Origin of the sequence: Micromonospora sp. Llam0, assembly GCF_003751085.1 — a bacterium.
GTDB lineage: Bacteria > Actinomycetota > Actinomycetes > Mycobacteriales > Micromonosporaceae > Micromonospora_E.
Genome location: NZ_RJJY01000001.1, coordinates 672970 through 699598, shown reverse-complemented (window position 1 = coordinate 699598; position 26629 = coordinate 672970). Strand labels below are relative to the sequence as shown.

General features: G+C 71.4%; 26 protein-coding genes and 1 pseudogene. 7 read left to right on the top strand and 20 right to left on the bottom strand.

Annotation, left to right across the window (positions count from 1 at the left end):
- Positions 1–24: 24 nt before the first annotated feature.
- The 4 genes and pseudogenes from EDC02_RS42635 to EDC02_RS03240 all read right to left on the bottom strand — a co-directional run.
- Positions 25–407, bottom strand: a pseudogene (locus tag EDC02_RS42635) (transposase); the annotation flags it as partial.
- Positions 307–1680, bottom strand: a complete 1374-nt coding sequence (locus tag EDC02_RS03250) for a transposase (RefSeq protein WP_370461512.1) — start codon at positions 1678–1680, stop codon at positions 307–309. The gene EDC02_RS03250 and the pseudogene EDC02_RS42635, both read right to left, overlap by 101 nt.
- 126 nt (positions 1681–1806) lie before the next feature.
- Positions 1807–2748 (bottom strand): tRNA (adenosine(37)-N6)-dimethylallyltransferase MiaA, encoded by a 942-nt coding sequence (miaA, locus tag EDC02_RS03245; protein WP_123604443.1) that lies wholly within the window; start codon positions 2746–2748, stop codon positions 1807–1809.
- Positions 2745–3548 (bottom strand): class III extradiol dioxygenase subunit B-like domain-containing protein, encoded by an 804-nt coding sequence (locus EDC02_RS03240; protein ID WP_123604442.1) that lies wholly within the window; start codon positions 3546–3548, stop codon positions 2745–2747. The genes miaA and EDC02_RS03240 overlap by 4 nt, the downstream gene beginning before the upstream one ends.
- A 266-nt stretch (positions 3549–3814) precedes the next feature.
- Between EDC02_RS03240 and EDC02_RS03235 the strand changes: the two genes are divergently transcribed.
- Entirely contained in the window at positions 3815–5023 is a 1209-nt protein-coding gene (locus EDC02_RS03235; protein ID WP_123600675.1) for a DUF349 domain-containing protein, read from the top strand.
- Between the two features lie 118 nt (positions 5024–5141).
- Here EDC02_RS03235 and miaB read toward each other — a convergent pair whose 3' ends face one another.
- Both miaB and EDC02_RS03225 read right to left on the bottom strand, forming a co-directional pair.
- A complete protein-coding gene (gene miaB, locus EDC02_RS03230; protein WP_123600674.1) occupies positions 5142–6641 on the bottom strand; it encodes a tRNA (N6-isopentenyl adenosine(37)-C2)-methylthiotransferase MiaB in 1500 nt (499 codons plus the stop codon).
- 37 nt (positions 6642–6678) lie between these two features.
- Positions 6679–7176 carry a hypothetical protein gene (locus EDC02_RS03225; RefSeq protein ID WP_123600673.1) on the bottom strand — a complete coding sequence of 166 codons (498 nt, stop codon included), beginning with the start codon at positions 7174–7176 and terminating at the stop codon, positions 6679–6681.
- Between the two features lie 164 nt (positions 7177–7340).
- Between EDC02_RS03225 and EDC02_RS03220 the strand changes: the two genes are divergently transcribed.
- The 4 genes from EDC02_RS03220 (at position 7341) to EDC02_RS03205 (ending at position 10970) form a co-directional block, all read left to right on the top strand.
- Positions 7341–8093 (top strand): amino acid ABC transporter ATP-binding protein, encoded by a 753-nt coding sequence (locus EDC02_RS03220; protein WP_123600672.1) that lies wholly within the window; start codon positions 7341–7343, stop codon positions 8091–8093.
- 101 nt (positions 8094–8194) lie between these two features.
- Complete coding sequence (locus EDC02_RS03215) at positions 8195–9085, top strand: glutamate ABC transporter substrate-binding protein (protein WP_123600671.1); 891 nt, start codon at positions 8195–8197, stop codon at positions 9083–9085.
- A 99-nt stretch (positions 9086–9184) separates the two neighbouring features.
- Positions 9185–9892 carry an amino acid ABC transporter permease gene (locus EDC02_RS03210; RefSeq protein WP_123600670.1) on the top strand — a complete coding sequence of 236 codons (708 nt, stop codon included), beginning with the start codon at positions 9185–9187 and terminating at the stop codon, positions 9890–9892.
- A 49-nt stretch (positions 9893–9941) separates the two neighbouring features.
- Positions 9942–10970 (top strand): amino acid ABC transporter permease, encoded by a 1029-nt coding sequence (locus EDC02_RS03205; protein WP_123600669.1) that lies wholly within the window; start codon positions 9942–9944, stop codon positions 10968–10970.
- 36 nt (positions 10971–11006) lie between these two features.
- Here the strand turns inward: EDC02_RS03205 and rny are convergent, their stop codons facing one another.
- The 7 genes from rny to EDC02_RS03170 form a co-directional block, all read right to left on the bottom strand.
- Positions 11007–12785 carry a ribonuclease Y gene (gene rny, locus EDC02_RS03200; RefSeq protein WP_123600668.1) on the bottom strand — a complete coding sequence of 593 codons (1779 nt, stop codon included), beginning with the start codon at positions 12783–12785 and terminating at the stop codon, positions 11007–11009.
- A 501-nt stretch (positions 12786–13286) separates the two neighbouring features.
- Entirely contained in the window at positions 13287–13991 is a 705-nt protein-coding gene (locus EDC02_RS03195) for a regulatory protein RecX (RefSeq protein WP_123600667.1), read from the bottom strand.
- A 5-nt stretch (positions 13992–13996) separates the two neighbouring features.
- A complete protein-coding gene (recA, locus tag EDC02_RS03190) occupies positions 13997–15043 on the bottom strand; it encodes a recombinase RecA (RefSeq protein WP_123600666.1) in 1047 nt (348 codons plus the stop codon).
- A 506-nt stretch (positions 15044–15549) separates the two neighbouring features.
- Positions 15550–15750, bottom strand: a complete 201-nt coding sequence (locus EDC02_RS03185) for a DUF3046 domain-containing protein (RefSeq protein ID WP_123600665.1) — start codon at positions 15748–15750, stop codon at positions 15550–15552.
- Between the two features lie 9 nt (positions 15751–15759).
- Positions 15760–17100 carry an MFS transporter gene (locus tag EDC02_RS03180; protein ID WP_123600664.1) on the bottom strand — a complete coding sequence of 447 codons (1341 nt, stop codon included), beginning with the start codon at positions 17098–17100 and terminating at the stop codon, positions 15760–15762.
- Positions 17097–17786, bottom strand: coding sequence for a UdgX family uracil-DNA binding protein (locus EDC02_RS03175; RefSeq protein WP_370461511.1), 690 nt, complete (start codon positions 17784–17786; stop codon positions 17097–17099). The genes EDC02_RS03180 and EDC02_RS03175 overlap by 4 nt, the downstream gene beginning before the upstream one ends.
- Before the next feature lie 77 nt (positions 17787–17863).
- Positions 17864–19213 (bottom strand): aminotransferase class I/II-fold pyridoxal phosphate-dependent enzyme, encoded by a 1350-nt coding sequence (locus EDC02_RS03170; protein WP_123600662.1) that lies wholly within the window; start codon positions 19211–19213, stop codon positions 17864–17866.
- A 38-nt stretch (positions 19214–19251) separates the two neighbouring features.
- On the opposite strand from EDC02_RS03170, the gene EDC02_RS03165 reads away from it, so the two are divergent.
- Complete coding sequence (locus tag EDC02_RS03165) at positions 19252–19944, top strand: pyridoxamine 5'-phosphate oxidase family protein (protein WP_123600661.1); 693 nt, start codon at positions 19252–19254, stop codon at positions 19942–19944.
- A gap of 43 nt (positions 19945–19987) precedes the next feature.
- Positions 19988–20662, top strand: a complete 675-nt coding sequence (gene leuE, locus EDC02_RS03160) for a leucine efflux protein LeuE (RefSeq protein WP_123600660.1) — start codon at positions 19988–19990, stop codon at positions 20660–20662.
- A 68-nt stretch (positions 20663–20730) separates the two neighbouring features.
- On the opposite strand, the gene EDC02_RS03155 is transcribed toward leuE, so the two are convergent.
- From EDC02_RS03155 to EDC02_RS03125, 7 genes are all read right to left on the bottom strand, one after another.
- The gene (locus EDC02_RS03155; RefSeq protein ID WP_123600659.1) at positions 20731–21795 is read right to left on the bottom strand and encodes a hemolysin family protein; all 1065 of its coding nucleotides are present in this window, start codon (positions 21793–21795) and stop codon (positions 20731–20733) included.
- Positions 21792–23129, bottom strand: a complete 1338-nt coding sequence (locus EDC02_RS03150) for a hemolysin family protein (protein ID WP_123600658.1) — start codon at positions 23127–23129, stop codon at positions 21792–21794. Before EDC02_RS03150 ends, EDC02_RS03155 begins: the two co-directional genes overlap by 4 nt.
- A 105-nt stretch (positions 23130–23234) precedes the next feature.
- Positions 23235–23618, bottom strand: a complete 384-nt coding sequence (gene mnhG / locus EDC02_RS03145; RefSeq protein WP_123600657.1) for a monovalent cation/H(+) antiporter subunit G — start codon at positions 23616–23618, stop codon at positions 23235–23237.
- Positions 23615–23905, bottom strand: coding sequence for a monovalent cation/H+ antiporter complex subunit F (locus tag EDC02_RS03140; protein ID WP_123600656.1), 291 nt, complete (start codon positions 23903–23905; stop codon positions 23615–23617). The genes mnhG and EDC02_RS03140 overlap by 4 nt, the downstream gene beginning before the upstream one ends.
- Positions 23902–24504, bottom strand: a complete 603-nt coding sequence (locus EDC02_RS03135; protein WP_123600655.1) for a Na+/H+ antiporter subunit E — start codon at positions 24502–24504, stop codon at positions 23902–23904. Before EDC02_RS03135 ends, EDC02_RS03140 begins: the two co-directional genes overlap by 4 nt.
- The gene (locus EDC02_RS03130; protein ID WP_123600654.1) at positions 24501–26147 is read right to left on the bottom strand and encodes a Na+/H+ antiporter subunit D; all 1647 of its coding nucleotides are present in this window, start codon (positions 26145–26147) and stop codon (positions 24501–24503) included. Before EDC02_RS03130 ends, EDC02_RS03135 begins: the two co-directional genes overlap by 4 nt.
- Complete coding sequence (locus tag EDC02_RS03125) at positions 26144–26629, bottom strand: Na(+)/H(+) antiporter subunit C (RefSeq protein ID WP_123604441.1); 486 nt, start codon at positions 26627–26629, stop codon at positions 26144–26146. The genes EDC02_RS03130 and EDC02_RS03125 overlap by 4 nt, the downstream gene beginning before the upstream one ends.

Genomic DNA, 26629 nt, shown 5'->3' with positions numbered 1-26629 from the left:
CCCTGATGGCTTATTCGGTGTAGGTCAGGCGGCGAGGGTGAAGTCGAGGCGTTGGAGGTGTGTTGTCCGGGTGCGGTCGAGGGGGTGTCCGGTCCAGTAGCTGTCGAGGCGGATGATGTTGATCGCGGTGGCCGTGAGGGTGTGTTCGAGTCTGGTCTTGGGCAGGCCTCGGTAACGGGCGGTACGGATCCCGGTGACATGGGTGCTTGGCGCATGGTGCCCTCGACTCCGGCGCGGACGGCGTAGCGGGCCTTCCACTCGGAGGTGTTCTGCTGGATGCGGGCAGCGGTGAGGGCTTCGTGTAGGTCACGGGGGTGGATGGTGATCTGGCGGCGGGTGCCTCGGGTGCATTCCTGGCGGGTGGGGCAGGGCTGGCAGACGCTCTTCGGCCAGGACACCACGATGGTGTCGGTGTCGCGTTGTCGGCAGGGTGACCAGCTTGTGCTGGTGTTGCCCTGGGGACAGACGCCGTGGCGGGTGTCGAAGTCGAAGGTGAACGCCGCTTTGTCGTAGCCTCGCCCGGCGCGGGCCTGCGCGGACGGGTCGATCAGCATCGGGGAGGTCAGGGTGATCCCGTGCCGGCGGGCGGCGGGCGGCGGTGATCTCGGCGGACGGGTATCCGGAGTCGACGAGGTGCTCGGCGGGAGTCAGTGCCTTGTCGGCCAGTCGCTGGTGGATGATGGCGGTCATGGCCGAGTCCGGGACGGTCGCGGTGGTGGTGGCCACGTTCGTGATCAGGTTCGGGTGTTCTCCGCGTCCGGTTTCCCGGCCGGTGGTGCCGGTCGGTGGGTCGCAGGTCTCGGTGAAGTGGACCTTGTAGCCGCCCCAGCCGGTGTCGCGTTTGACGCTGTATCGGGCGTCCGGGTCGTATGGGGAGATGAGGCGGTCTCTGCCGGGCGGGACACCGTCCCCGTCCGGGGCGTGTTCCCGCCGTCGCGCCTCCTGCCCGGCGCCGTCGGTGTCGCGGTAGAACTGCTGGATCCAGATCAGGCGTAACGTCTGTGTCGCTGGGATCTGTGCCAGCCATTCCGGTGCGTCCGGGTGGTGCGCCGCGTCGAGCAGGTGGTAGCCGTCGATGCCGTAGCGGACCGTCAACTCGTCACGTCTGGTCTGGCTCTCGGGCAGGCGTAGGTTGTCGACGCGGGTGCCGTAGACGCCGGTCCAGGAATCGTCGATGACCGAGGTGAGCCAGTGCGGTGCCGCCGCGGCGAGGGCTTCCAACGCCGCCCGTAGTGTCTCTCCGGCCAGTTCGAGGCGGTTGAGGTCGCGGATCGCGCCGAGTACGTGGGTGGAATCGGTGCGTTGGCGGCCCCGGGCCTTGACCAGTCCGAGCCCGGCCAGGCGTCGCAGCAGGGCGTCCAGGGCCAGGCTGGTCAGGTCACCGGCGACCAGCCGGTCCCGGAACTCCGACAGGACGGTGGGGTCGAAACCCGGATCGTCGAGTTCCAGACCGAGGGCGTATTTCCAGGTGATTCGGTCCCGGACCGCGTCGGCGGCCTGACGGTCGGTCAGGTTCTCCGAGAACTGCAACACGCTGGCGGTCATCAACTGTGCCGGGGAGATCCCCGGCCGTCCCCGGAGCCCGAACGCCGCCGAGAACCGGGCGTCCTCGTACACCTGGCCGAGTTCGTCACGGATCCGCGTCGCCAGGTTCCCTTTCCGGAACGCCGCCCGCGCCATCCGCGCGGTCTGCTCCGGAACGTCTGGCCACGGCCTCGGTTGCATCGACATGACCACAACAACCCTACTGACCCACCGAAGGAGACGGGTACACGGCCGAATAAGCCATCAGGGTCCACAGAACGGTCAAAACACGAGGTGCGCCGCCCGGACCAGGTCCGGGGCGGCGCCGTCGAGCCAGCGCACCCGGGCGTCGCGGCGGAACCAGGACCGTTGCCGGCGGACGAACCGGCGGGTCGCCCGTACCGTGTCCGCTCGGGCCTGTTCGTCGTCGTACTCACCGTCGAACATCCGGAGCACCTGCTGGTAGCCGAGCGCCCGGCTGGCCGTACGGCCGTCCCGCAGGCCCTGCCCGAGCAGCGCACGGACCTCGTCGACCAGGCCCTGCTCCCACATCCGGTCCACCCGGCGGGCGATCCGTTCGTCGAGCCGCTCGGTGGGCAGGTCGACACCGAGTTGTACCGCGTCGTAGTACGGCACCGGCTCCGGCAGGGCGGCGGTGAACGGTTGCCCGGTCAACTCGATCACCTCCAGTGCCCGGACGATCCGTCGCCCGTTCCCGGGCAGGATCGCGGCGGCGGCCGCCGGGTCGGCGGCGGCCAGCCGGGCGTGCAGCGGAGCCGGGCCGGCCTCGGCGAGTTCGGCTTCGAGCCGGTCGCGCAGCGCCGGGTCGGTGCCGGGGAAGTCGAATTTCTCCAGCACCGCCCGCACGTACAGGCCGGAGCCGCCGACCAGCAGCGGCAGCCGCCCCCGGCGCAGGATGTCGTCGATGGCGGCGCGGGCCAGCCGCTGGTATTCGGCGACGCTGGCCGGCGCGGTGACCGGCCAGATGTCGAGCAGGTGGTGCGGTACACCGGCCCGTTCGTCGACGGTGAGCTTGGCGGTGCCGATGTCCAGCCCCTGGTACAGCTGCATCGAGTCGGCGTTGACCACCTCGGCGCCGAGTTGCTCGGCGAGGGCGATGCTCAGCGCGGACTTGCCGGCCGCGGTCGGGCCGATCACCGCCACCACCCGGTCCGGGCGGATCGTCGGTGGTCGGCGCGGCCCGGTGCCGCGGCCGTTGGTCAGTTCCGGTCCCACGAGGCGACAAAGTACGCGACGCCGTACGGTGCGGCGTAGTAAGTGAGCCGGCCGGTCCAGTCGATCACATCGCCGGCCGCAACGGTGCCGGCGGCCACCTGCCAGGCGGCCCGGCCGGCGACCCGCAGCGAACCGGTCAGGGCCGGGTCGAGACGGGCGATGGTCCGGTGGTCGGCCGCGGCCAGGGCGGCGGCCACCTCGTCGTCGAAGGGTTCCGCCCGGTCGTCCTGGTAGCCGGGCGAGGCGGGACCCCGGCAGGCGGAGCCGTCCCCCATCACCAGAGCCGCCCACGGTCGGTCGGCGGCCCGGCGGCCCGCTGCGGCGGAGCCGGCGAGCAGCCGCCCGCGCCGTCGGCACTGTCCGGGCGGCGTGCCGGCGGGGACCGCGACCATCTCGACCGCCGTACGCGCGGGGTCGACGCCGGCGCGGGTGAGCAACCACGTCGCGACGGTCAGGCTCAGCGGCAGGCGGCCGGCCCCGGTCGACGTGGCGCCGAAGGCTGGGGACGCCGGATCCAGGGGCGCGCCCAGGGGTACGTCGACCGCTGCCCCCCAGGGTCGGAAGCTGGCGGACAACGGTGGCCGCCAGACCCGCTCTGTCGGATCGGGATCGGTGGACGGATCGTCGGTGCCGATGACCACGATCCGCTCGGCGGAGCAGTCGACCAGTGACCGGACGGCGTCGGTGGCGGCGTACCGCAGCTCGTCGAGCTCGGCGGCGGCCCCGCCGGCCAGTTCGGGAACGATCACCGGCGGGTGTGGGCAGAAGGCGACGCGCAGCGGGGGCACGGCGTCCACGGTAACCCGTGACCCCAGTCGCGCCACGCAGTCGGCCAATCACCTTGAGTGTCGAAATTTGGCCCCTTTGGCACCGACTCGTGGGCCAACCACCGACAAGGACACCGTATGGTCACGGTCGGCGACAGGCGCTCGACGCCGGCAGGGTTGGACCTGTGACAATGCGCGGGGGAAACTTACCCGCAACCTAACTGCGCCGTGGCGGCGTCCATCGGGACATCTCGATCCTGCGACGCCGGGAGAACGAGGATGGGCACATGAGCGACTGGACTTCCTTCGGACGGGTTGATGCGGACGGCACGGTCTACGTCAAGACTGCCGAAGGGGAGCGCGCGGTCGGGTCCTGGCAGGCTGGAGCGCCGGAGGAAGGCCTGGCACACTTCGCCCGCCGGTTCGCCGACCTGGTGACCGAGGTCGATTTGACGGAGGCCCGGTTGCAGTCCGGTGCCGCCGACGCGACGCATTCGCTCAGCACGATCCGACGACTGCGCGGGTCACTGGCCGAGGCCCATGTGGTCGGCGATCTCGATTCGCTGGCCGACCGGCTGGACAAGCTGGCGACTCTCGCCGAGGAGAAGGCGGCGCAGGCCAGAGCGGCCCGCGACGCCGCCCGCACCGCCGCGCTGGCCCGCAAGACCGAGCTGGTCGCCGAGGCCGAGCAGCTCGCGGCCGAGTCGACCGGGTGGAAGAGCACCGGCGACCGGTTCCGGGAGATCCTCGACGAGTGGAAGACGATCCGCGGCGTCGACAAGAAGACCGACGGGGAGCTGTGGAAGCGGTTCGCGGCCGCCCGGGACGGGTTCACCCGCCGGCGCGGCGCGCACTTCGCCACCCTCGACGCGCAGCGCAAGCAGGCCCAGTCGGCCAAGAACGAACTGGTCGCCGAGGCCGAGGCGCTGGCCGAGTCGACCGACTGGGCCAGCACCGCGAGCCGGCTCAAGGAGCTGATGGCCGAGTGGAAGGCCGCCCCACGCGCCTCGAAGGAGGCGGAGCAGAAGCTGTGGGAACGGTTCCGTTCGGCGCAGGACACCTTCTTCACCCGCCGCAGCGAGGTCTTCTCGGCCCGCGACGCCGAGCAGCGCGCCAACCTGGAGCGTAAGCAGGCGCTGCTGACCGAGCTGGAGGCCCTCGACGTCGACGCGGATCCGCGTACCGCGCAGGCGAAACTGCGTGAGGTGCAGGGCCAGTGGCACGACATCGGCCGGGTGCCGCGCGAGGCGGCGTCGGGCCTGGACCGTCGACTGCGGGCGGTCGAGGACCGGGTACGCGAGACGATGGACTCGGCCTGGCGGCGTACCGAGCCGTCGGCCAATCCCCTGTTGACCCAGATGCGCGAGCAGGTCGCCGAGGCCGAGCAGCGGCTGGAGCGGGCCAGGGCGGCCGGTGACGCCAAGCGGATCCGCGAAGCGGAGAAGGCACTCGCCGGCAAGCGGCAGTTCCTGGAGCTGGCGGAGAAGGCGGGATAGCCGGCCGGTGCCGGGACGGACGTCCGCCGCCCCGGCACCGGACGCGGGTGACCGGGCCCCGGTCGCGTGGCGCGGCCGGGAGGCGGCGCGTCCCGGATCAGGCGCCGGCTGACGGGGATCAGCGGTCGCAGGCCGAGGCGGCCACCGGCGCCGGGGGTGGGGCGCCCACCGTCGGCAACCCCAGCAGCACCCCGGCGGTACGCGGCGTCTGCCCCGCCTCGTACGCGTCACCGGCCCGGGTCCGGCGGTGGGCGACCGGCTCGCCGTCGGCGTTGAGGTGGTGCGGTGCCGCGTAGCTGACGACCACCTCGACCAGGTCGCCGGGGCGGACGCGCCCGGCGAGCCGACCGGCGTCGAAGTGCACCAACCGACCGTCCCGGGCCCGGCCGGACAGCCGCCCGGTCCGCCCGTCCTTACGGCCCTCGCCGACCGCGACCAGCACCTCGACGGTCTGGCCGAGCAGCCGACGGTTCTCCGCCCAGGTGATCTCCTCCAGGCAGGCGATCAGCCGGTCGTAGCGCTCCTGCACCACCGGTTTCGGCAGCTGGCCGGGCATGTCGGCGGCCGGCGTGCCGGGGCGTTTCGAGTACTGGAAGGTGAACGCCGAGGAGAACCGGGCGGCCCGTACCACGTCGAGGGTGCGTTCGAAGTCGGCGTCGGTCTCACCGGGGAAGCCGACGATGATGTCGGTGGTGATCGCCGCGTCGGGCATCGCCGTCCGTACCTTGTCGATGATGCCGAGGTAGCGGTCGGCGCGGTAGGAGCGGCGCATCGCCCGCAGCACGGTGTCTGAACCGGACTGCAACGGCATGTGCAGCGAATGGCAGACGTTGTCGGTCTCGGCCATCGCGGCGATCACGTCGTCGGTGAAGTCCTTCGGGTGCGGGCTGGTGAACCGGACCCGTTCCAGCCCGTCGATCCCGCCGCAGGCGCGCAGCAGTTTGCCGAACGCGAACCGGTCGCCGAACTCGACGCCGTAGGAGTTGACGTTCTGGCCGAGCAGGGTCACCTCCAGCACGCCCTCGTCGACCAGGGCCCGCACCTCGGCGAGGACGTCGCCGGGTCGGCGGTCCTTCTCCCGGCCGCGCAGCGACGGCACGATGCAGAAGGTGCAGGTGTTGTTGCAGCCGACGGAGATCGACACCCAGCCGGCGTAGGTCGACTCCCGCCGGGTCGGCAGGGTGGAGGGGAAGACCTCCAGTGATTCGAGGATCTCGACCTCGGCGGCGGAGTTGTGCCTGGCCCGGTCCAGCAGGGTCGGCAGCGCGCCGATGTTGTGCGTGCCGAAGACGACGTCAACCCAGGGGGCCCGGCGGACGATCTCGCCCCGGTCCTTCTGGGCGAGGCAGCCGCCGACCGCGATCTGCATCTGCGGCCGCTTCTCCTTGACCGGTCGCAGGTGACCGAGGTTGCCGTACAGCCGGTTGTCGGCGTTCTCCCGCACCGCGCAGGTGTTGAAGACGACGACGTCCGGATCGTCGGCCTCCCCCGCCCGGACGTAGCCGGCCGATTCCAGCAGGCCGGAGATCCGTTCAGAGTCGTGCACGTTCATCTGGCAGCCGTAGGTGCGCACCTGATAGGTACGCGGGTGGCGGGCATCTGCTGCGCTGGTAGTCATGACAACAGACAGCGTAGCCGGCCGACCGCCACCGGGATCACGCGGCGAGTGTCGGGGCCACCGAGTCGGGACCCCACCGCGAGCCGCCGCAGAACAGCCTGGCCCGGCAGCCGGGGTCGGTCAGGCTGCACAGCCGCAGGTTGGTGCGGCGGTCCCCGACGCTGGTCGGTTCGATGTCCAGGTGCACCGGGCGGACCGTGCCGTCCGGGGACACCATCAGGTGGCGGGTCGCGTCGAGCGTGTCGTCGGCGAGTACGCAGCGACGTCCGGTCCGGCGGGCGAACGCGGCCAGCACCCGGTGCTCGGGAGGGTCGAGGGGCGCGGCGTAGCAGTCGACGTTCACCGGAAAATCCCCGGCCCCGCGCCAGACGTCGCAGAGGACCACGCCGTCCGGGAACCGCTCCGTCGAAACGCCACCCAGCGTCACCACCGGACGGCCGATGATGGCCGCGAGAGTGGCTCGGATCTGGCCCGGGGCGAGCGGTCCGTCGACGGACCAGTTCCACAGCGTGGTGCAGAACGGTGCAATCGCCATACGATCATGTTGCCCGGACAGCCGACGGCGCGTGGGGTGTGTTACCGCTCCGTGACCATTCGAGTTGCCTTCCGACACATCGCCCCGCCTAAAGTGGCGGGACGGACGTGAGGTGACCTCGACCGATCGTCACGACGAGGTCGGTGCATGGACAGGGACGGTGCATGACAGTGACAGCCAGTGAGCCGCTGATCGTGCTCAGCGGGGTCAACAAGTGGTTCGGTCCGCTGCACGTGCTCGACGACGTCGACCTCTCGGTCGACCGCGGTGAAGTGGTGGTGGTGATCGGGCCGTCCGGCTCCGGCAAGTCCACTCTGTGCCGCGCGATCAACCGGCTGGAGCCGATCAGCTCCGGGACCATCCTGTTCGACGGCCGGCCGCTGCCGGCGGAGGGCCGGGCCCTGGCCCGGCTGCGCAGCGAGGTCGGCATGGTGTTCCAGTCGTTCAACCTGTTCGCGCACCGGACGATCCTGGACAACGTCACGCTCGGCCCGGTGAAGGTACGCCGGGAGAAGGCGTCGGTGGTCCGGGAGCGGGCGCTGCAGCTGCTCGACCGGGTCGGCATCGCCAACCAGGCGGACAAGTTCCCGGCCCAGCTCTCCGGCGGCCAGCAGCAGCGGGCGGCGATCGCCCGGGCGTTGGCGATGCAGCCCAAGGCGATGCTGTTCGACGAGCCGACCAGCGCGCTCGACCCGGAGATGGTCGGCGAGGTGCTGGACGTGATGACCTCGCTGGCCGCCGAGGGGATGACGATGGTCGTCGTCACCCATGAGATGGGCTTCGCCCGGCACGCCGCGAACCGGGTCATCTTCATGGCCGACGGGCAGCTGGTCGAGGACGCCCCGCCGACCGAGTTCTTCAGCAACCCGCGCAGCGACCGGGCGAAGGACTTCCTGTCGAAGATCCTCACCCACTGACATGTCGACCCACTGACATCCCGCTCGGAGACGAGTTTCATCCACCGTGGAGCTGGCCGCGACCCGGCGGGCTTCCCATCGCAAAAGGAGAACACTGAGCAATGCGTATCTCACGCATGGCGGCGGTAGCCGCATCGGCCGCGCTGGCGGTGTCCATGGCGGCCTGCGGCGACAGCGGCGGGGACGGCACCGGCAGTGAGAACCCCGACGTCGCGACGCCGAGCTTCGAGGCCGGCACCACGATGGCCGAGCTGAGCGAGGCCGGCACCATGACCGTCGGCACCAAGTTCGACCAGCCCGGCTTCGGCCTGCAGGGCCTCGACGGCGAGCCGGCCGGCTTCGACGTCGAGATCGCCAAGCTGATCGCGGCCGAGCTGGGCATCGCCGCCGACGACATCGAGTACGTCGAGGCGCCGTCCGCGGTCCGCGAGGAGCTGCTGGAGCAGGACCGGGTGGACATCGTGGTGGCCACCTACACCATCAACCCCGCCCGCAAGGAGCGGATCGACTTCGCCGGCCCGTACTACGTCGCCGGCCAGCACATCATGGTCCGCACCGACGACGACTCGATCACCGGACCGGAATCGTTCGAGGCCGGCGACAAGAAGGTCTGCTCGGCGCAGGGTTCGACCCCGGCGGAGAACATCCAGGAGTACCTGGCCGACGCCGGCGAGCAGCTGGTGCTCTTCGACGTCTACGAGAAGTGCGTGGACGCGCTGCGCGGCGGTCAGGTCGACGCGGTCACCACGGACAACGTGATCCTGCTCGGCTTCATCGCCGACAACGAGGGCGACTTCAAGCTGGCCGGTGAGAAGTTCACCGACGAGCCGTACGGCATCGGGGTGAAGAAGGGCGACGACGCGTTCCGCGACTTCATCAACGACACCCTGGAGAAGATCTACGAGGACGGCTCGTACGCGCAGGCGTGGGAGTCCACCGCAGGCGAGTTCGACGACAACACCCCGACCGGTCCGGCGGTCGACCGCTACTGACCGTCGACGGTCGCACCTGATCGATCCCGGCCGGCCCGGCGCAGTCAGCTCCGGGCCGGCCGGTCGCCCAGGCGGACGGTTCGCAGAAGGGTCTTTCGTGTGAGAGTGCTCGTCGACCACTTCGACGTGTTCGTCGGAGGTTTCTGGCTCACCCTGCAGCTGTGCGTGCTGTCCGCGACCGGCGCCCTGCTGATCGGCACGTTCGTCGCGATCCTGCGGATCTCGCCGGTGCCGCCGCTGCGCTGGCTCGGCGGGGCGTACGTGACGGTGCTGCGCAACGTGCCGCTGACCGTCGTGATGTTCTTCTCGGCCTTCGGGTTGCCGGCGCTCGGGTCGAACGCCGACTTCCTGCGGATCCCCGGGCTGAGCACCGTGTTCAGCCGGCTCGGCATCGACCTGCCGTACTTCCGGTTCGCGATCATCGCGCTGAGCGTCTACACCGGCGCGTTCGTCTGCGAGGCGATCCGCAGCGGGATCAACGCGGTGCCGCCCGGCCAGGCGGAGGCCGCCCGCGCGATCGGCCTGACCTTCACCCAGAATCTGCGGTACGTGGTACTCCCCCAGGCGTGGAAGGCCGCGATCGTCCCGCTGGGCAGCGTCATCATCGCCATGATCAAGAATTCGGCGCTGGCCGGCTTCTTCGGGGTGGTCGGCGACCTGTCCAACTCGGCGCAGAACCTGACCAGCGCCCTCGGCGAGCCGATCATCCCGGTCTTCGTCGGCATCTCGATCGGCTTCCTGATCATGACCGTGCCGCTCGGGCTGCTGCTCGACCGGGTCGAGGCCCGCCGGGCGGTGGCCAGATGACCATCCCGTCCCCCGCGAGCGCCGCAGCCGTCACCGGAGGAACCACGCCATGAGTCAGCAGCAGAGCGTGCTGTACGACGCCCCCGGACCACGGGCCAGGCGGGTCACGCTGATCGTCAGCGTGCTGTCGGCCGTCGCCGCCGTCATCGCCGGCTACTTCCTGGTCTACCGGCCGCTGGCCGAACGCGAGCAGTTCACCATGGAGAAGTGGGGTCCGCTGATCGACCCCGGCAACGAGGTGTTCGGTCAGGTCTGGACGCTGCTCGGCGAGGGTGTCACCGCCACGCTGACCGCCGCCGGGCTGGCGATCGTGCTGTCGTTGCTGTTCGGCACCGCGCTGGCGGTGCTGCGGATCCAACTGAAGGCGTTGCTGCGCCGCCGGTTCACCGGGCTGGCCACCTCCTTCGCGCTGGCGCTGCGGGCACTGAGCTGGCTGCTGAACCTGGTGACCCGGTTCTGCGTCGAGGTGTTCCGCGGCCTTCCGGTGGTGATCACCATCTTCTTCGTCGCCCGGGGCCTGCCGGATCTCGGGGTGGAGATCGTCCTCCCGTTCGGCCACGAGATGCTGCCGTACCTGGTGCTGGGCCTGACCATCTACAACGGTGTGGTGATCGCCGAGATCCTGCGCTCCGGGATGGAGGGTCTGCCGTCGGGGCAGCGCGAGTCCGCCGCCGCGATCGGGTTGACGTCGTTCCAGACCACCCGGATGATCCTGCTGCCGCAGGCGTTCCGGATCATGCTGCCGGCCCTGATCAGCCAGCTGATCGTGGTGCTCAAGGACACCTCGTTGGGCTTCATCATCGGCTACCAGGAGACGCTGCTGGTCGGCCGGACGATCATCCAGAACCTGCGTAACCCGATCCAGGTGTACCTGGTGATCGGGGTGCTGTTCATCGCGGTCAACTACGCGCTGTCCAAGCTCGCCGAGTCGGTGCAGCGGCGACTGGCCCAGGGCCGGCGGACCAGCACCGCAGCCCAGCCGCCGACGCCACCGCCGGCATCGACGTTGGCCGGCCAGCAGACCGCCGCCGGCACCGGCGGCAGCGCCACCGGCACGGCTACGTCGGACACCGCCTGACCGGACGGCCCGCCCGCTGACCGGCCGTCCGGGCGGTCAGCGGGCGATCTCGGTGACCCGGGATTCTCGGACCACGGTCACCCGGATCTGCCCCGGGTAGGTCAGCTCCTCCTCGATCTGCTTGGCCACGTCACGGGCCAGCACCGCGGCACCGATGTCGTCCACGTCGTCCGGCTTGACCATCACCCGGATCTCCCGGCCGGCCTGCATGGCGAAGACCTTCTCCACGCCGATCTTGCCGGCGGCGATCTCCTCGATCCGTTCCAGCCGCTTGACGTACGCCTCCAGGCTTTCCCGCCGGGCACCGGGACGACCGCCGGAGCACGCGTCGGATGCCTGGGTGAGCACCGCCTCGACGGTCTGCGGCGGCACCTCGTTGTGGTGCGCCTCGATGGCGTGCACCACCTCTTCGGATTCGCCGTACTTGCGGGCCAGGTCGGCACCGATGAGCGCATGACTGCCCTCGACCTCGTGGGTCAGCGCCTTGCCGATGTCGTGCAGGAAGGCGCACCGCTTGATCAGCGGCACGTCCAGGCGCAGCTCGGCGGCCATCACCCCGGCGATGTGCGCGGTCTCCACCAGATGCTTGAGCACGTTCTGGCCGTACGAGGTCCGGTAGCGCAGCCGGCCCAGCAGGGTGGCCAGCTCAGGGTGGATCTCGGTGATGCCGACGTCGACGAGCGCCTCCTCGGCCGCCCGGTGGCACAGCTGCTCCACCTCCTGCCGGGCGGTCTCGAAGACCTCCTCGATCCGGTGCGGATGGATCCGGCCGTCGAGCACCAGCTTCTCCAAGGTGAGCCGGCCGGTCTCCCGGCGCACCGGGTCGAAGCAGGACAGCAGGACCGCCTCGGGTGTGTCGTCGATGATCAGGTTGACCCCGGTGACGGATTCGAACGCCCGGATGTTGCGGCCTTCCCGCCCGATGATCCGGCCCTTCATCTCGTCGCCGGGCAGATGCAGGACGCTGACCACGCTCTCTGCGGTCTGTTCGCTGGCGACCCGCTGGATGGCGTCCACCACGATGTGCCGGGCCCGCTGGTCGGCGGTGTTGCGGGCGTCGGCCTCGATGTCGCGGACCAGGATCGCCGCCTCCCGTTTGGCCTGGCCCTCGATCGCTTCGACGAGCTCGCCGCGGGCCGCCTCGGCGGTCAGCCCGGCGACCCGTTCCAGCTCCCGCTGCCATCGTTCCTCGGCGGCCGCCAGGTCCGCTTCCCGGGCGGCCAGGGCGGCCTTTCGTTCGGCGAGTTCGGCGGCGGTGGCGGTCAACCGGCGGTCCCGCTCGGCGACCCGGTCGGCTTCCTCGGCGTGCTGACGTTCCCGCTCGTCCATCCGCTGGCCGCGCCGGTCCAGCTCGGCGGACTGCTCCTTGACGGTCCGGGAGAGCATCGCGATCTCCCGTTCGCCGCTGCGCCGGGCTGCGGCCCGGACCTGCTCGGCCTCGGTTTCGGCCTGCCGGTGGGCCCGCTCCAGGATGGTGTCCGCCTCGGCCCGGGCGGCGTCGAGCACCCGGCGGGCCTCGGCCCGGGCGGCGGTCGCTTCGGCCTTGGCGGCGGCGGCGTCGGTACGGGCCGCGGCGGCGGCGGCCTTGGCCTGCTCGACGGCGGAGGACGCCTCGTCGGCTGCGGTACGCAGCGCGGCGAGGGAGCGTTCCTGCCGGTCGCGGGCGGCGACGAAAGCCGGGTCCTCCTCAACCGGTGTCGCGGCCGCCGGTGTGGTGAGCCGGCGCAGCGCGCGGGCGCCAAGCGCGAGGCCGGCGAGCACCAGGCCGGCGAGCACGACGACTGCGGCGAAGAGCAACCACTCCAGCCCGGTCATGCCGACCCTCCGGGCCTACCGACACTCGCGTGTCCCGCCGGCTTCCTGCGCTGCGCCACGACCGCCTCCAGTCCGCCGTCGGCCTTCCCGGAGGCTTCTCGCTCCGGCCGGGGCCACGGCTATGGGAACGCCCGACCGTGGCGGCTGACCAACGACCAGACAGCACCTACGTGGGTGCGGGCACGACAACGGCGAAGCGGCCGTTGCGCGTGCTGTCGCCGCCGGACCGGCCTGTCCGGTTGCGGCATGTCTGGCTACTGAACTGCTGCTGCGAAGTGATGCCGTACTGTTATGCGATCTATGTTGTGCGGTTAGCCTGCGACGGGTCGGTTGTTCGTCTGTAACGCGAGGCTAGGTCGCGAGGGGCCGTTCGGTCAAGAAGTCATGATCAGACCGACAGCGGAACGTAGGGCATCGGCGCGCTCACAGGCAGCATATCGCGCTCAGGACGCGTCGGGATGAGTCGGAAATTTGGCACATCCCGCAGGGGATGGCGTCCCGTCAGGTGGACCAGGGCTGCTCGGCATCCGGGTCGGGAACCTCGCCGATCAGTACCTCGGCATCCACCGTGTCGGTGAACTCGGCCGCCTCGGCGGACCGGGCGGCCAGCGCCTCCCGGACCACCGGAACGGCCACCCCCGCCGAGTAACCCTTGCGGGCGAGCATCGCGACCAACCGCCGGAACACCACGTCCGGAGCACCCCGGGCGGTACGCAGCTTGCGCTCGACGAGCTCCGCCGCGGTGGCCCGCTCGGTCGACTCGTCCAGCCCGTCCAGCGCGTCCCGGGCGATCTGCGGATCCACGCCGCGCTGACGCAGCTCGGCGGCGAGGCTGCGCCGGGCCAGCCCTCGGCCGTGGTGCCGGCTGGTCACCCAGGCCTGGGCGAACGACGCGTCGTCGATCATCCCGACCTCGTCGTACCGGTCGAGGACCGAACTGGCCGTGGCCTCGGAGATGCCGCGTCGCCGCAGCACGGCGGCGAGCTCCGCCCGGGTCCGGGGGCGGACGGCGAGCTGGCGCAGACAAATGTCCCGGGCCTGCTGCGCCTCGTCTACCGGCTGCCCACCGCCGCCAGCGGCGGACCCGGTGGCATGGTCGGTGGACCCGGCCGCCTCGGCGGCGCGGCCCGCACGGGAGGCGCGGGGACGGGGCGGAGCCGCATCCCAGCCCCGTCCCGTCCGTGCGCCGCGTCGTCGCCCGGCCATCCGGATCAGAAGTCGACCGGCGGCAGCTCGGGCCCGCCGGCCTCGTCGGCACCGAGCGCGCCGACGCCGAGCTTCTCCAGGATCTTCTTCTCGATCTCAGCCGCCACGTCCGGGTTCTCCCGGAGGAACTCCCGGGCCTTCTCCTTGCCCTGACCGAGCTGGTCGCCCTCGTAGGTGTACCAGGCGCCGGACTTGCGGATGATCGACTGCTCGACGCCGACGTCGATCAGCGAACCCTCCCGGGAGATGCCCTTGCCGTACATGATGTCGAACTCGGCCTGCTTGAACGGCGCGGAGACCTTGTTCTTGACGACCTTGACCCGGGTCCGGTTGCCGACCACGTCGGTGCCGTCCTTGAGGCTCTCGATCCGTCGCACGTCGAGCCGCACCGAGGCATAGAACTTCAGCGCCCGGCCACCGGTGGTGGTCTCCGGCGAGCCGAACATCACGCCGATCTTCTCCCGCAACTGGTTGATGAAGACCGCGGTGGTGCCGGTGCTGTTCAGCACACCAGTGATCTTGCGCAGTGCCTGGCTCATCAGCCGGGCCTGCAGACCGACGTGGCTGTCCCCCATCTCGCCCTCGATCTCGGCGCGTGGCACCAGGGCCGCGACCGAGTCGATCACGACGATGTCCAGCGCGCCGGAGCGGATCAGCATGTCGGCGATCTCCAGCGCCTGCTCACCGGTGTCCGGCTGGGAGACCAGCATGGCGTCGGTGTCCACGCCGAGCGCCTTGGCGTAGTCCGGGTCGAGCGCGTGCTCGGCGTCGATGAACGCCGCGATGCCGCCGGCACGCTGGGCGTTGGCCACCGCGTGCAGGGCGACCGTGGTCTTACCGCTGCTCTCCGGGCCGTAGACCTCGACCACCCGGCCCCGGGGCAGGCCACCGACGCCGAGTGCCACATCGAGCGCGATGGAGCCGGTGGGGATCACCGCGGTCTGGATCACCGGCCGCTCACCCAGCCGCATCACCGAGCCCTTGCCGAACTGTTTGTCGATCTGAGCCAGCGCCAGATCGAGCGCCTTTTCCTTGTCTGGCACTGCCGCCATTGCTGCCACCCCTACGTTCGCCGACTTCCCAGGCGTCCTGGCCGAGCTTCTCGTCACCCGGGTCACGCTAGGCGCTGGGTCCGACAGAAAACAGCCGACGGGCCGCAACCTGTGGATGAGCGCCTAGCTGTGGACAATAGCCGAACAGATGTACGAGTGGAAAACCAGACACGCCCACGAATTTCACCACCCAAAGCAGCCCTTCGACCGCACAGAGTAAATGCAGCTACGCAGACCCACGCCCGTCAAGTAGAGGTACGACCGACAGGCAGAGGTACGACCGACAGGCCGGCGACGCGCTCGGGCTGGCTCCCGGGATACCCCGAGATGCTTTTCAGGTTGATGCCACAGGTGCATCTTGATGCACCTGTGGCATCAAGCCCAACCAGCACCCCGGAACCAGTACAGTGACACGATGCACATCGACTGAGACTTTCCGTAATCGACAGATCGAGAATCCCAACTCGACCGACACTCACCGTCCGCTCGCGCAACCGGCGCAGGAGTCAGCGCAACCGGCCGGGAACCCGGTCGGGGTACGCGGCGCAGACCGCCCGCCAGACCACCACCGTCTCCTCACCCGCCGCCAGCGCCTGGGCGATGGTGCGTCCACCCAACTGGGCCAGCACCTGATCGGTGGCGATGCTGCGGGCGTACGCGGGCCCGAACGCCTCGTCCAACCGGCCCCAGAAGTCCGTCAACCGCATCCTGCCTCCCTACCGCTTCGACGGAGCCGGCACCGGGCGCAGCACCAACCCCAGCAGCGGCACCGTGGCCAGCGCCGACAGCAACGTCAGGACGCCGTAACCGGACAGCCCGACGATGATTCCGCTGACCGCGCCGGCGGACGCGCCGGCCAGACCCATCACCAGGTCCGACAGGCCCTGGACCGACGGACGGACGTCGACCGGCACCGACTCCGACAGCAGGGTCGAGCCCGCGACCATGGTGCCCGACCAGCCGAGCCCGAGCAGCACCAGCCCGATCACCAGGCGTACCGGGTCGTGGCCGGCGGTGCCCGCCACGGCGCACGCGGCCAGCAGCAGCCCGACCCCACCGAGGATCACCGGCCGGCGACCGGCCCGGTCGGTGAGCCAACCTACCACCGGCGACAGCCCGTACATCCCGGCGATGTGCAGGCTCAGCACCAGCCCGACGGTGCGCAACAGGTCGTCGCCGGAGTGCCCCATCCCGATGTGGACCGGCGTCATCGCCATCACCCCGACCATCACCAGGTGACCCACGGCGACGGCGCAGACACCGAGCCGGGCGGCGGGTCGGACGGCGACCACAGCGAACGCGGCCCGCAGGCCTCGGCCGGACCCGGCCCGCAGGCCTCGGCCGGACCCGGCCCGCAGGCCCCGGCCGGACCGCACCGGGGCGCTCGCCGCGGCGGGACCGGCGATCCGCCGGGCGGTCAGCAGCGGGTCCGGTCGCAGCAACACCAGCACCAGCAGCGCGGCCAGCAGGAACGCCAGTGTGCTGACGGCGAACGGACCGGCCAGCGGCGGCAACCCGACCCCGCTGGCCGACCGGTCGGCCAGCCCGGCAAGGTTGGGGGCGGTCACCGCGCCGACCGTGGTCGCCCAGACCACCAGTGACAGCTGCCGGCCCCGACGGCGCGGCTCGGCGAGGTCGACCGCCGCGTACCGGGCCTGCAGGCCGGCGGTCGTCGCCCCGCCGAACAGGACCATGCCGACGAACAGCAGCGGCACCCAGCGCACCGCGGCGGCGGCCACCACCAGCACCGCCCCGGTCGCACCCGTCAGGTAGGCGAAGACCAGGCCGGGTCGGCGGCCGTGCCCGTTCATGACCCGGACCACGGGTACGGCGAGCAGCGCCCCGCCGACCACCGCGGCGCTCTGCGCCAGGCCGGAGACGGTCACCCCGCCGAGCTCGGCGGCGAGCAGGCCACCGACCGAGATCCCGATGGTGACGCCTACGCCGCCGATCATCTGGGTACCGGCGAGCAGCCGCAGCGTACGGCGTTGGATGCGGGTGACGTCACCGGATGGCGGCGGGTCGGTCACCGACGGCGGTGCGGTGAGCGCGGTCATCGGCGTACCGCCGGGGCCTGGCTGCCCCGACCGGCGAGCAGTCCACGGACGACGCCGAGGTCGGTGACCAGCCCTCGGAAGGCGATCTGCTGGTCGTCGGCGCGCAGCACCGCCGAGGGATGGATCGTGGCCACCAGCTGCGCCGGGCCCACCGGAAACTCCTCGGCCCGTTCGGCCGAGGCCGGCCACGGCAGCGGTACGCCACGCGAGCGGGTCACCCGGAACGCCGGGCCGAGCAGTGCCCGGGCCGCGGTCGCGCCGAGCACCACGACGACGTCCGGGCGCAGCATCGCGAACTCGGCGACCAGCCAGGGCCGGCAGGCCACGATGTGCACCCGGTCCGGGGTCTGGTGAATTCGTCGACCGCCGCGCGACACGAAGCGGAAGTGCTTCACCGCGTTGGTCAGATAGATCTGGTCGACCGGGATCCCGGCGTCGTCCACCGCCCGGCGCAGCAGCCGGCCGGCCGGGCCGACGAACGGCAGCCCCTGGCGGTCCTCGACGTCCCCGGGCTGCTCGCCGACCATCACCACCCGGGCATCGGGGTTGCCCCGACCGAAGACCACCTGGCTGGCGGGCTGATGCAGTTCGCATCCCTGGCAACCGGGGGCGGCAGCGCGCAGGTCGGCGAGGCTACGGGCACCGGTGGGGACGTACCCAGCGGCTCCGACGGTGGTTTCGTGCACGGTCACGGGTCCTTCCTACCCGGTTGCGAATTGACCGGTGCGCCTGGGTTGACCGGTCCGGGTACGGCCCGCGTACCTCACCTGCCGACCCGGGCAAGTCCCGCTGGACGCAGTGCGTCGCGTACCGCCGCGGCGAGCTCGCCGGCCCGGTCCTCGTCGAGACCGCTGACGGTGATCCTGATACCCGGCGCGCTGCGTAGCCGGTGGCGGGCTCCGGCCGAGACGGCGAATCCGGCTGCCTGCAGCGCGGTCACCACGTGGGTCTCGTCCGTCACCGGCACCCAGACGTTGATCCCGCTGCTGCCGTGGCTGGCCACGCCGTGGCCGGCGAGCGCGGCCCGCAGCGCCTCCCGACGGCGCTGGTAGGCCCGGCCGGCCTCGGCCACCGTGGCGGCGACCGAGGGGTCGCGCCACAACTGTCCGAGCAGCCGCTGCAGGACCGTGGAGACCCAGCCGGAACCGATACGCATCCGACCAGCAACCCGGCTCAGCGTGGTCTCGTCGCCGGTCACCAGCGCTGTCCGCAGGTCCGGGCCGTACGGCTTGCTGGCGGAGCGGACGAACGCCCATCGGGGTGTCGCGCCGGCCAGCACGTGCGGCGGACCGTCGGAGAGCTCGGCGGCGTGGTCGTCCTCGATGAGCAGCACGTCGTCGGTCTCGCGCAGCAGCCGTCGCAGCCGGTCGGCCCGGTCCGCGTCCAGGGCGGCGCCGGTCGGGTTCTGCGCCCGGGTGGTGACCACGATGGCGGACACACCGGCGGACAGCGCCGCCCGCAGGCCGGGTTCGGTCGGGCCTCGGTCGTCCACCGGCATCGGCACCGGGGTGAGGCCCAGTGCCGCGATCAGGTCCAGCAGGTTGGCCCAGCCGGGGTCCTCCACCGCGACCCGGTCGCCGGGGCGCAGATTGCCGGCGAGCAGGCGTTCGATCCCGTCCAGCGCGCCACTGGTGACGGTGAGACCGGCGGCCGGCAGGCCGTCGTCAGCCAACCGGACCGCGGCGAGCGCGGCGAGGTCGGGCAGCAGGCCGGCGTCGGCGTAACCCTGCCCGGACGAGGCGTCGGCCAACTGCCGGGCGACCGCGGCGAGATGCGTCGCCAGCGGCGGCAACAGCCGTGGATCCGGCTCACCGGTGGACAGGTCCAGGGTGCCCGGCGGGGCCGGCACGGACGGGCCGGGCCGGGTCACCGCGACCGGCGGGCGGGCGCGGACCCGGGTGCCGCGTCGGCCGTCGGTGTCGACGATCCCCCGCTGGCGCAGCGCCTGGTACGCCTTCGCGACGGTGGCCGGGCTGACCTCGAGTGCGTCGGCGAGCGCACGCACCGCCGGCAGCAGGGCGCCAGGTGCCAACGCACCAGTGCGGACACCGGTCTCGACGCTGGCCGAGATCTCGGTCGCGGTCGCACCAGTCGGCTGGTATTGTTCTGCCACAATTATCGAATTGTACTAGAACAATCTCGGGAGATCAAATGTATCCCGCCACCGCCCGGACCACCGCCGCCCGACACCTCAACCGGGTCACCTACCAGCGCACCGAGGCACACCGCATCCTCGACGAGGCGTACCACTGCTGCTTGGCGTTCGTCGTCGACGGCGCGCCTCGGGCACTGCCCACCCTGCACGTACGCGTCGACGAGACCCTGTACCTGCACGGCTCCACCGCGAGCACCCCCCTGCTGGCCGCCCGCGACCGGAAAGGGCTCGCCGTCTGTGTGGCCGTCACCCTGCTCGACGGGCTGGTCTACGCCCGCGCCCAGGCGCATCACAGTGCCAACTACCGATCAGTCGTCGTGCACGGCACCGCCCGGCTGGTCAGCGACCCGGCCGACAAGCGGCGGGCACTCGACGCCCTGATCGACAAGGCGGCCCCGGGCCGGGTCGCGGACAGCCGGCCGCCGACGAACCGGGAACTCGCGCAGACAGCGGTGCTCGCCGTCGCTCTCGACGAGGTGTCGGTCAAGGTCCGCGCCGGTGACCCCGTCGACGAGCAGGCCGACCTGGCGCTGCCGTACTGGGCCGGGGTGCTGCCGTTGCGCACCGTCGCCGACCCGCCGCGGTCCGCCGCCGGAGTCACCCGGGCGGTGCCGAGCTACCTCACCGCCGCGGCGCCAGCGGCCACCGCCCCGACATACCCGGACACGGTGCCGAAGCGCACACCCTGACCGGCCGAATATCCCTCGCCCGGCCGCTGGTCCAGGTAGCAGGATGTCCCCCATGCTGGGCATCACCGACATCTGGACGTACGTCCTGGGCACCGTGGCGATCATCCTGCTGCCCGGGCCGAACTCGTTGTTCGTCCTGTCCACCGCCGCCCGGCGCGGCGTGCGGCACGGCTACCGGGCGGCCGGCGGCGTCTTCCTCGGCGACACGGTGCTGATGGTGCTCTCCGCAGCCGGGGTCGCCTCCCTGCTCAACACCCATCCGGCGGTGTTCACCGTGATCAAGTACGCCGGGGCGGCGTACCTCGGCTATGTCGGTGTCACCATGTTCCGTGGTGCCTGGCGGCGCTGGCGACAACGTGACGACCCGGCCGCGCCCCGGCTGGTGGACGCCGCCGAGCCGGCGGCGGTCCGTCGTCCGTTCCGGCGGGCGACGGTGATCAGCCTGCTGAACCCGAAGGCGATCCTGTTCTTCGTGTCGTTCTTCATCCAGTTCGTCGACCCGGCGTACCCGTACCCGGCGCTGTCGTTCCTGCTGCTCGGCGCGATCGCCCAGCTGTTCAGCGTCATCTACCTGACCGTGCTGATCTTCACCGGGACGTACCTGGCGATGCAGTTCCGGCAGCGGCGCCGGCTCGCCGCGACGGTCACCAGCGGGGTGGGCGCCCTGTTCCTCGGCTTCGGGGTCAAGCTCGCCACCGCCAGCGCCGGAGCAGCCTGACCGCCGGAGCCTGACCGCCGGAGCAACCTGAGCGCTGGTCGGCGCGACCGCCATCGTCGGCGCGCCGGTCAGCGCATCCGCCGTCCCCTCGGGACGGTGTCGGTCTCGTCGTCGAACTCGCCGATGACCTCCTCCAGCAGGTCCTCCAACGCCACGAAGCCGATCGGCCGGTCGGCCCCGGCACCGTTGGTGACCAGCGCCAACTGCACCTGGTCGGCGCGCATCGCGGCCACCGCCTCGGTGACGGTGGCCGTCGCCGGCAGCAGGAACGGCCGGCTCATCAGCGACTCGGCGGTCGGCGCGCCGTCACAGGTGTTCGCCCGCACCGCGTCGCGTACGTGCACGATGCCGATCAGATCGCCGGCCTCCCCGCAGACCACCAGGCGGGACCGGCCGCTGCCCCGGGACAGCTCCTCCACCCGCTCGGCGGTGTCCGTCCGGGCCACCGCGACGACCTGGTCCACCGGCTGCATCACGTCCCGGACGGTGGTGCGTTCCAGCTGGAGCATCTTGGCCAGCAGCTCGTGCTGGTCCGCCGGCAGCAGGCCGTGCTCCCGCGACTGTTCCAGCAGGATGCGCAGCTCGTCCGGGCCGTGCACCTGGGCCAACTGGTCCTGCGGTTCGACCCGGAACGCCCGCAGCACGGCGTTGGCGATCGCGTTCAGCCCGGACAGGACCGGCCGGGACACCCGGGCGAACGCCCGGAACGGCAGCGCCAGCAGCAGCGCCGACCGCTCCGGGTGGGTGATCGCCCACGACTTCGGTGCCATCTCGCCGACCACCAGGTGCAGGAAGACCACCAGGGCGAGGGCGAACAGGAACGCGACCAGGTGACTGGCCGCGTACGGCAGGCCGGCCCGCTCCAGCAGCGGCGCCACCAGCCGCTCCACCGCCGGCTCGGCCAACGCGCCAAGGCCGAGGGTGCAGACGGTGATGCCCAGCTGCGCCCCGGCGAGCATCAGTGACAGCTCACGGGAGCCGTCCAGCGCCGCCCGGGCCGCCCGCGAGCCGCCCGCCGCGGCCTGTTCCAGCCGGTACCGCTTGCTCGCGACCAGGGCGAACTCCGCAGCCACGAAGAACCCGTTCAGGGCGAGCAGCACCAGTGAGGTCAGCAACGCCCACCCGGTGCTCACCCGATCACCTCCAGCCGTACCGAGTCGGGCACGTGCCGGTCGACGGAGATCACGTGCAGCACCGCCCGCCGGGTCGGCTGGTGGCCGTTGCCGGCGGCCGTCTCGTCCAGGCTGATCGAGATCTGGTCGCCGACCTCGGGCACCCGGCCCAGCTCCCGCATGACCAGGCCGGAGAGGGTGTCGTACTCGGGGGCGGTCGGCAGCTCGACCCCGGTGGTGTCGGCGACCTCGTCGATTCGCCAACGGGCCGGCACCAGCCAGGATCCGTCCGGCTGGCGGGCCGGGGCCGGCTCCGGCGGATCGTCCTCGTCCCGGATCGGGCCGACCAGCTCCTCGGCGATGTCCTCCAGGGTGATCACCCCGGCGAAGCCGCCGTACTCGTCGACCACGCAGGCGAGCTGCCGGTGCCCCTTACGCAGCCGGTCCAGCACCGCCGGCAGCGGCAGGGTCTCCGGCACCAGCAGCGGGGGGACCATCACCGCCGCGACGGTCGTCACCGCCCGCCGCGACGGCGCTACGGTGAGCACATCCGCGATGCTGGCGATGCCGACCAGGTCGTCGACGCCGTCCGAGCCGTGCACCGGGAACCGCGAGTGCCCGGTGTCCAGCAGCTCCACCAGCCCGGTCAGGGGCGCGTCGACCCGTACCGTGTGCACGTCGACCCGCGGCACCATCGCCTCGCCGGCGGTCAGCTGCCGGAAGTGCAACCCTCGGTCGAGCAGCGTCGACATCGCCGAATCGAGGTGCCCCTCCTGGCGGGACTCGGCGATGATCTGGCCGAGGTCCTCGGCGGTGGCGCCACTGGGCAGCTCCTCGATCGGTTCGATGCCGACCCGCCGCAGCAACCGGTTCGCCGCGATGTCGAACATCCTGATCAGCGGCCCGGCGACGGCCAGGTAGATCAGGGTCGACCGGCTGAGCGCCCGGGCCAACGTCTCGGCCCGGGCGAGGGCGAGGTTCTTGGGAGCCAGCTCACCGAGAACCATCTGCACCACGGTCGAGATGATCAGCGCGAGCCCGACCGAGATGGTCAGGCTGGCGGCCGGCGGCACGCCGACCCCGCCGAGCAGCTCGGACAGTCCGGCGCCAAGGTACGGCTCGGCGACGTAGCCGACCAGCAGCGCGGTGACCGTGATCCCCAGCTGAGCGCCGGAGAGCATGAACGACAGCCGGCTGGTCACCCGCAGCGCCCGGGCGGCGGCCGGGTCGCCCCGGTCGGCCAGGGCGCGGAGCCGCCCCCGGTCGACGGCAACGTAGCCGAATTCCTGGGCGACGAAGTACCCGGTCGCGACCGTCAACACGGTGATCAAGAAGAGACCGAAGACGATCAGCACCGTGGGCTCAGCGCTCCGGCGACCGGCGGCCGGAATGTCGGCAGCCGGGTGCTACCCGGCTGGCTACTGCTGCCCTCCTGGGCAGGAGCGTCGGTCATGGCGGGATTATATAGTGGCCCGCCGCTGCCCACCGGTTCCGTCGCCGCCGGTGCCGTCGACCGACATTCCGTCCGCCTCGTCGGTGACCAGCAGGTCCCGCCGGACCAGATCGGCCCGGTAGGCGGCCCGGCCGATGATGTGGGCCGCGACCGGCGCGGTCGCCATCTGGAAGACCGCCACCATCAGCAGAGTGGCCAGCTCGGTGCCGCTCTGCAGCCGCAGCGCCAGCCCACTGAGGACCAGCAGCAGGCCGAGAACCTGCGGCTTGGTCGCCGCGTGTATCCGGGCGGCGACGTCGGGGAAGCGCAGCAGGCCGATGCTGGCGGCCAGGCTGAGCAGCGCGCCGCCGATCAGCAGCGTGCCGGACAGTACGGTCAGCACCCCGTTCACCGTTGCTCCCGTTCGGCGGCGGCCACCGCGGGCGGGCGGGCGGCGACGAACCGGACGATGCTGACCGAGCCCACGAACCCGAGCAGGGACAACACCACGAGCACCGGCAAAGTGGTGGCGTGCCGATTGACCGCCGCCTCGGCGGCGAGCCCACCGACGATGATGGCGATCAGCACCTCGGCGGCCACCACCCGGTCGAGCAGCGTCGGACCACGGATGATCCGCCCGACGGTCAGCAGAGCCGCTACGGCCAGCAGGACGGTCACCACAACAGCCACGAAGGTCATCGGTTCTCTCCGTTCCCTGGGCAGGGATCGTTTCGCAGATGGGGGTCGTCGGCCGGGCGGGGGTCGTCGAGATGCCGTACGTCGTCCGCCGAACCGACGGCCCGGACGATCCGCTCCTCCAACGCCAGCACCTTCCGCCGGGCCTGCTCGACGTCGTGGTGGTCGACGACGTCGAGCACGTGGACGTAGAGGGTGCCGCTGGCCGGGTCGGCCTCGACGATGAGGCTGCCCGGGATCAACGACAACGCCTCCGCGGTGAGGGTCAGGTTCAGGTCCGTCCGGACCCGTAGCCGCACCGCGATGACCGCGCTGCGCGGCGTGTGCCCGAACCGGACGGCGGTCCAGGCCACCTGCGCGCTCGCGGTGAACAGGTCGACGACGAACCGGGCGAGGAAGCGCAGCACCGCCAACGGCCGGATCCGGCCCTCGAAGGCGACCGGCGGTAGCGGAAAGACGGTGACCACCACCAGCGCGACGACCGTCCCACCGAGCAGGTTGCCGACGGAGAACCGCCCGTAGAACAGGTTCCACAGCACCACCAGAGCGGCGACCGCGACGATCTGGGTACGCCAGCGCGCGGCCCTGGACACCGGACTCATCGGGCTCCTCCCTGTGGGAACACCGCGTCGACGTACGGTGTCCGGCTCACCAGATTGGCTGCCGCCTCGGTGCCGACCTGGTACAACGGTCCGGCCAGCGCGGTCAGTGCCAGTCCGAGCAGCACCAGTGCGGTGGTCGCGCCGACCAGCAGGGGCGGCATCGGTTCCACCGACCCTGGGCCGTCGGCGGCGAGCGGGGTGGAGGCCGAGTCGGTGGACGGCACCCGGACACCGGACACCGCCCGGGTCGCGGACGGCACCGTCGCCGGCTGCGCGGCCGCAGCAAGTGCCGGTACCGTCGCCGGACCGCCCGCTGTGGCCTGCGGGGCGGTCTTGCGCCAGAAGGCGAGATTCCACACCCGGGTCACCGCGTACAGGGTGAGCAGGCTGGTCAGCACGGCGCTGGCGACGACCGCCCAGACCAGCGGGCCGCCGTCGGCGACCCCGGCCCGCAGCAACCCGAGCTTGCCGAGGAACCCGGAGAACGGTGGTATGCCGGCCAGGTTCAACGCCGGCAGAAAGAACAGCGCGGCGAGCAGCGGCGCGGCCCGGGCCAGCCCGCCGAGACGTTCCAGGTTGGTGCTGCCGCCCCGGCGCTCCACCAGCCCGGTCGCCAGGAACAGCGTGGTCTGGATGGTGATGTGGTGCACCACGTAGAAGATCGCCGCCGCCAGTCCGGCGGCGGTGCCGAGCGCGATCCCGAACAGCATGTAGCCGATGTGGCTGACCAGGGTGAACGACAGCAGCCGCTTGATGTCCGACTGCGCGACGGCACCGAGGATGCCGACCACCATGGTCAGCAGCGCGACCACCAGCAGCAGGTCGCGGGTGCGGCCGCCGGGGAACAGCAACGTCTCGGTACGGATGATCGCGTACACGCCGACCTTGGTCAGCAGACCGGCGAAGACGGCGGTGACCGGAGCCGGCGCGGTCGGGTAGCTGTCCGGCAGCCAGGCCGACAGCGGGAAGACGGCGGCCTTGATGCCGAACGCGAGAAGCAGCATCAGCTGCAGCACCAACCGCAGGTCGTCGGGGAGTCCGTCGAGCCGGTCGGCCAGCTGCGCCAGGTTCACCGTGCCGGTGGCGGCGTAGATCAGCCCGATCGCGGTGAGGAAGATGACCGAGGAAAGGATGCTGACCACGACGTACGTCGTGCCGGCCCGGATCCGCACCTCGGTGCCGCCCAGGGTGAGCAGCACGTAGCTGGCGCCGAGCAGAATCTCGAACCCGACGTACAGGTTGAACAGGTCCCCGGAGAGGAATGCGTTGGTCACTCCGGCGGTGAGAATCAGGTACGTCGGGTGGTAGATCGCCACCGGTGTGCTCTCCCGGCCGTCGGCGCGGCCTTCGCCGATCGAGTACAGCAGTACGCAGAGCGTCACCGCAGTGGAGACCACCAGCATCAGGGTGGCGAGTTGGTCGGCGACCAGCACGATGCCCAACGGCACCGGCCAGCCGCCCACCCGTACCACCTGGGGTCCCTCGATGTGGGCGGTGATCAACAGGGCGAGCGCGACGCCGAAGGTGACGGTGAGGGCGGCGACGCTGGTGGTCCGCTGGGCACGCGGATGCCGGGCCAGCACCAGGGTGATTCCCGCGCCGAGCAGCGGGACGATCACCGGCAACGGCACCAGGAAGCTCACGGGTCGCTCCGATCGAGATCGCCGGCGCGGGCCGGGGCGGTACGGGGGGCACCGATCGCGTCGATCGGGTCGGTGTCGCGGTCGTCGCTGTCCTCGGCGTCGTCGTCGGCGTTGGGCCCCTGGTCGGCCAGGGCGCGCTGCACGATGAGCCGGTCCTCCAGGTCGTCCTGGACCTCGTCGTGGCCGAAGAGCAGCCAGCTGCGGTACGCCATGGCGAGCAGGAACGCGGTGAGCCCGAGCGTGATCACGATCGCGGTGAGGATGAGCGCCTGCGGCAGCGGGTCGCTCATCTCCTCGGCGGCGGTGACCTCGGCGATGGGTGCCCCGCCGGGCCGCCCACCCAACAGGATCAGCAGGTTGGCCCCGTTGCCGAGCAGGATCACCCCGAGCACCACCCGGGTGAGACTGCGCTCCAGCAGCAGCGTGACGCCGGCGGCGAAGAGCACCCCGATGGTCAGGACGAGCACGATGTTGGGCGGCAT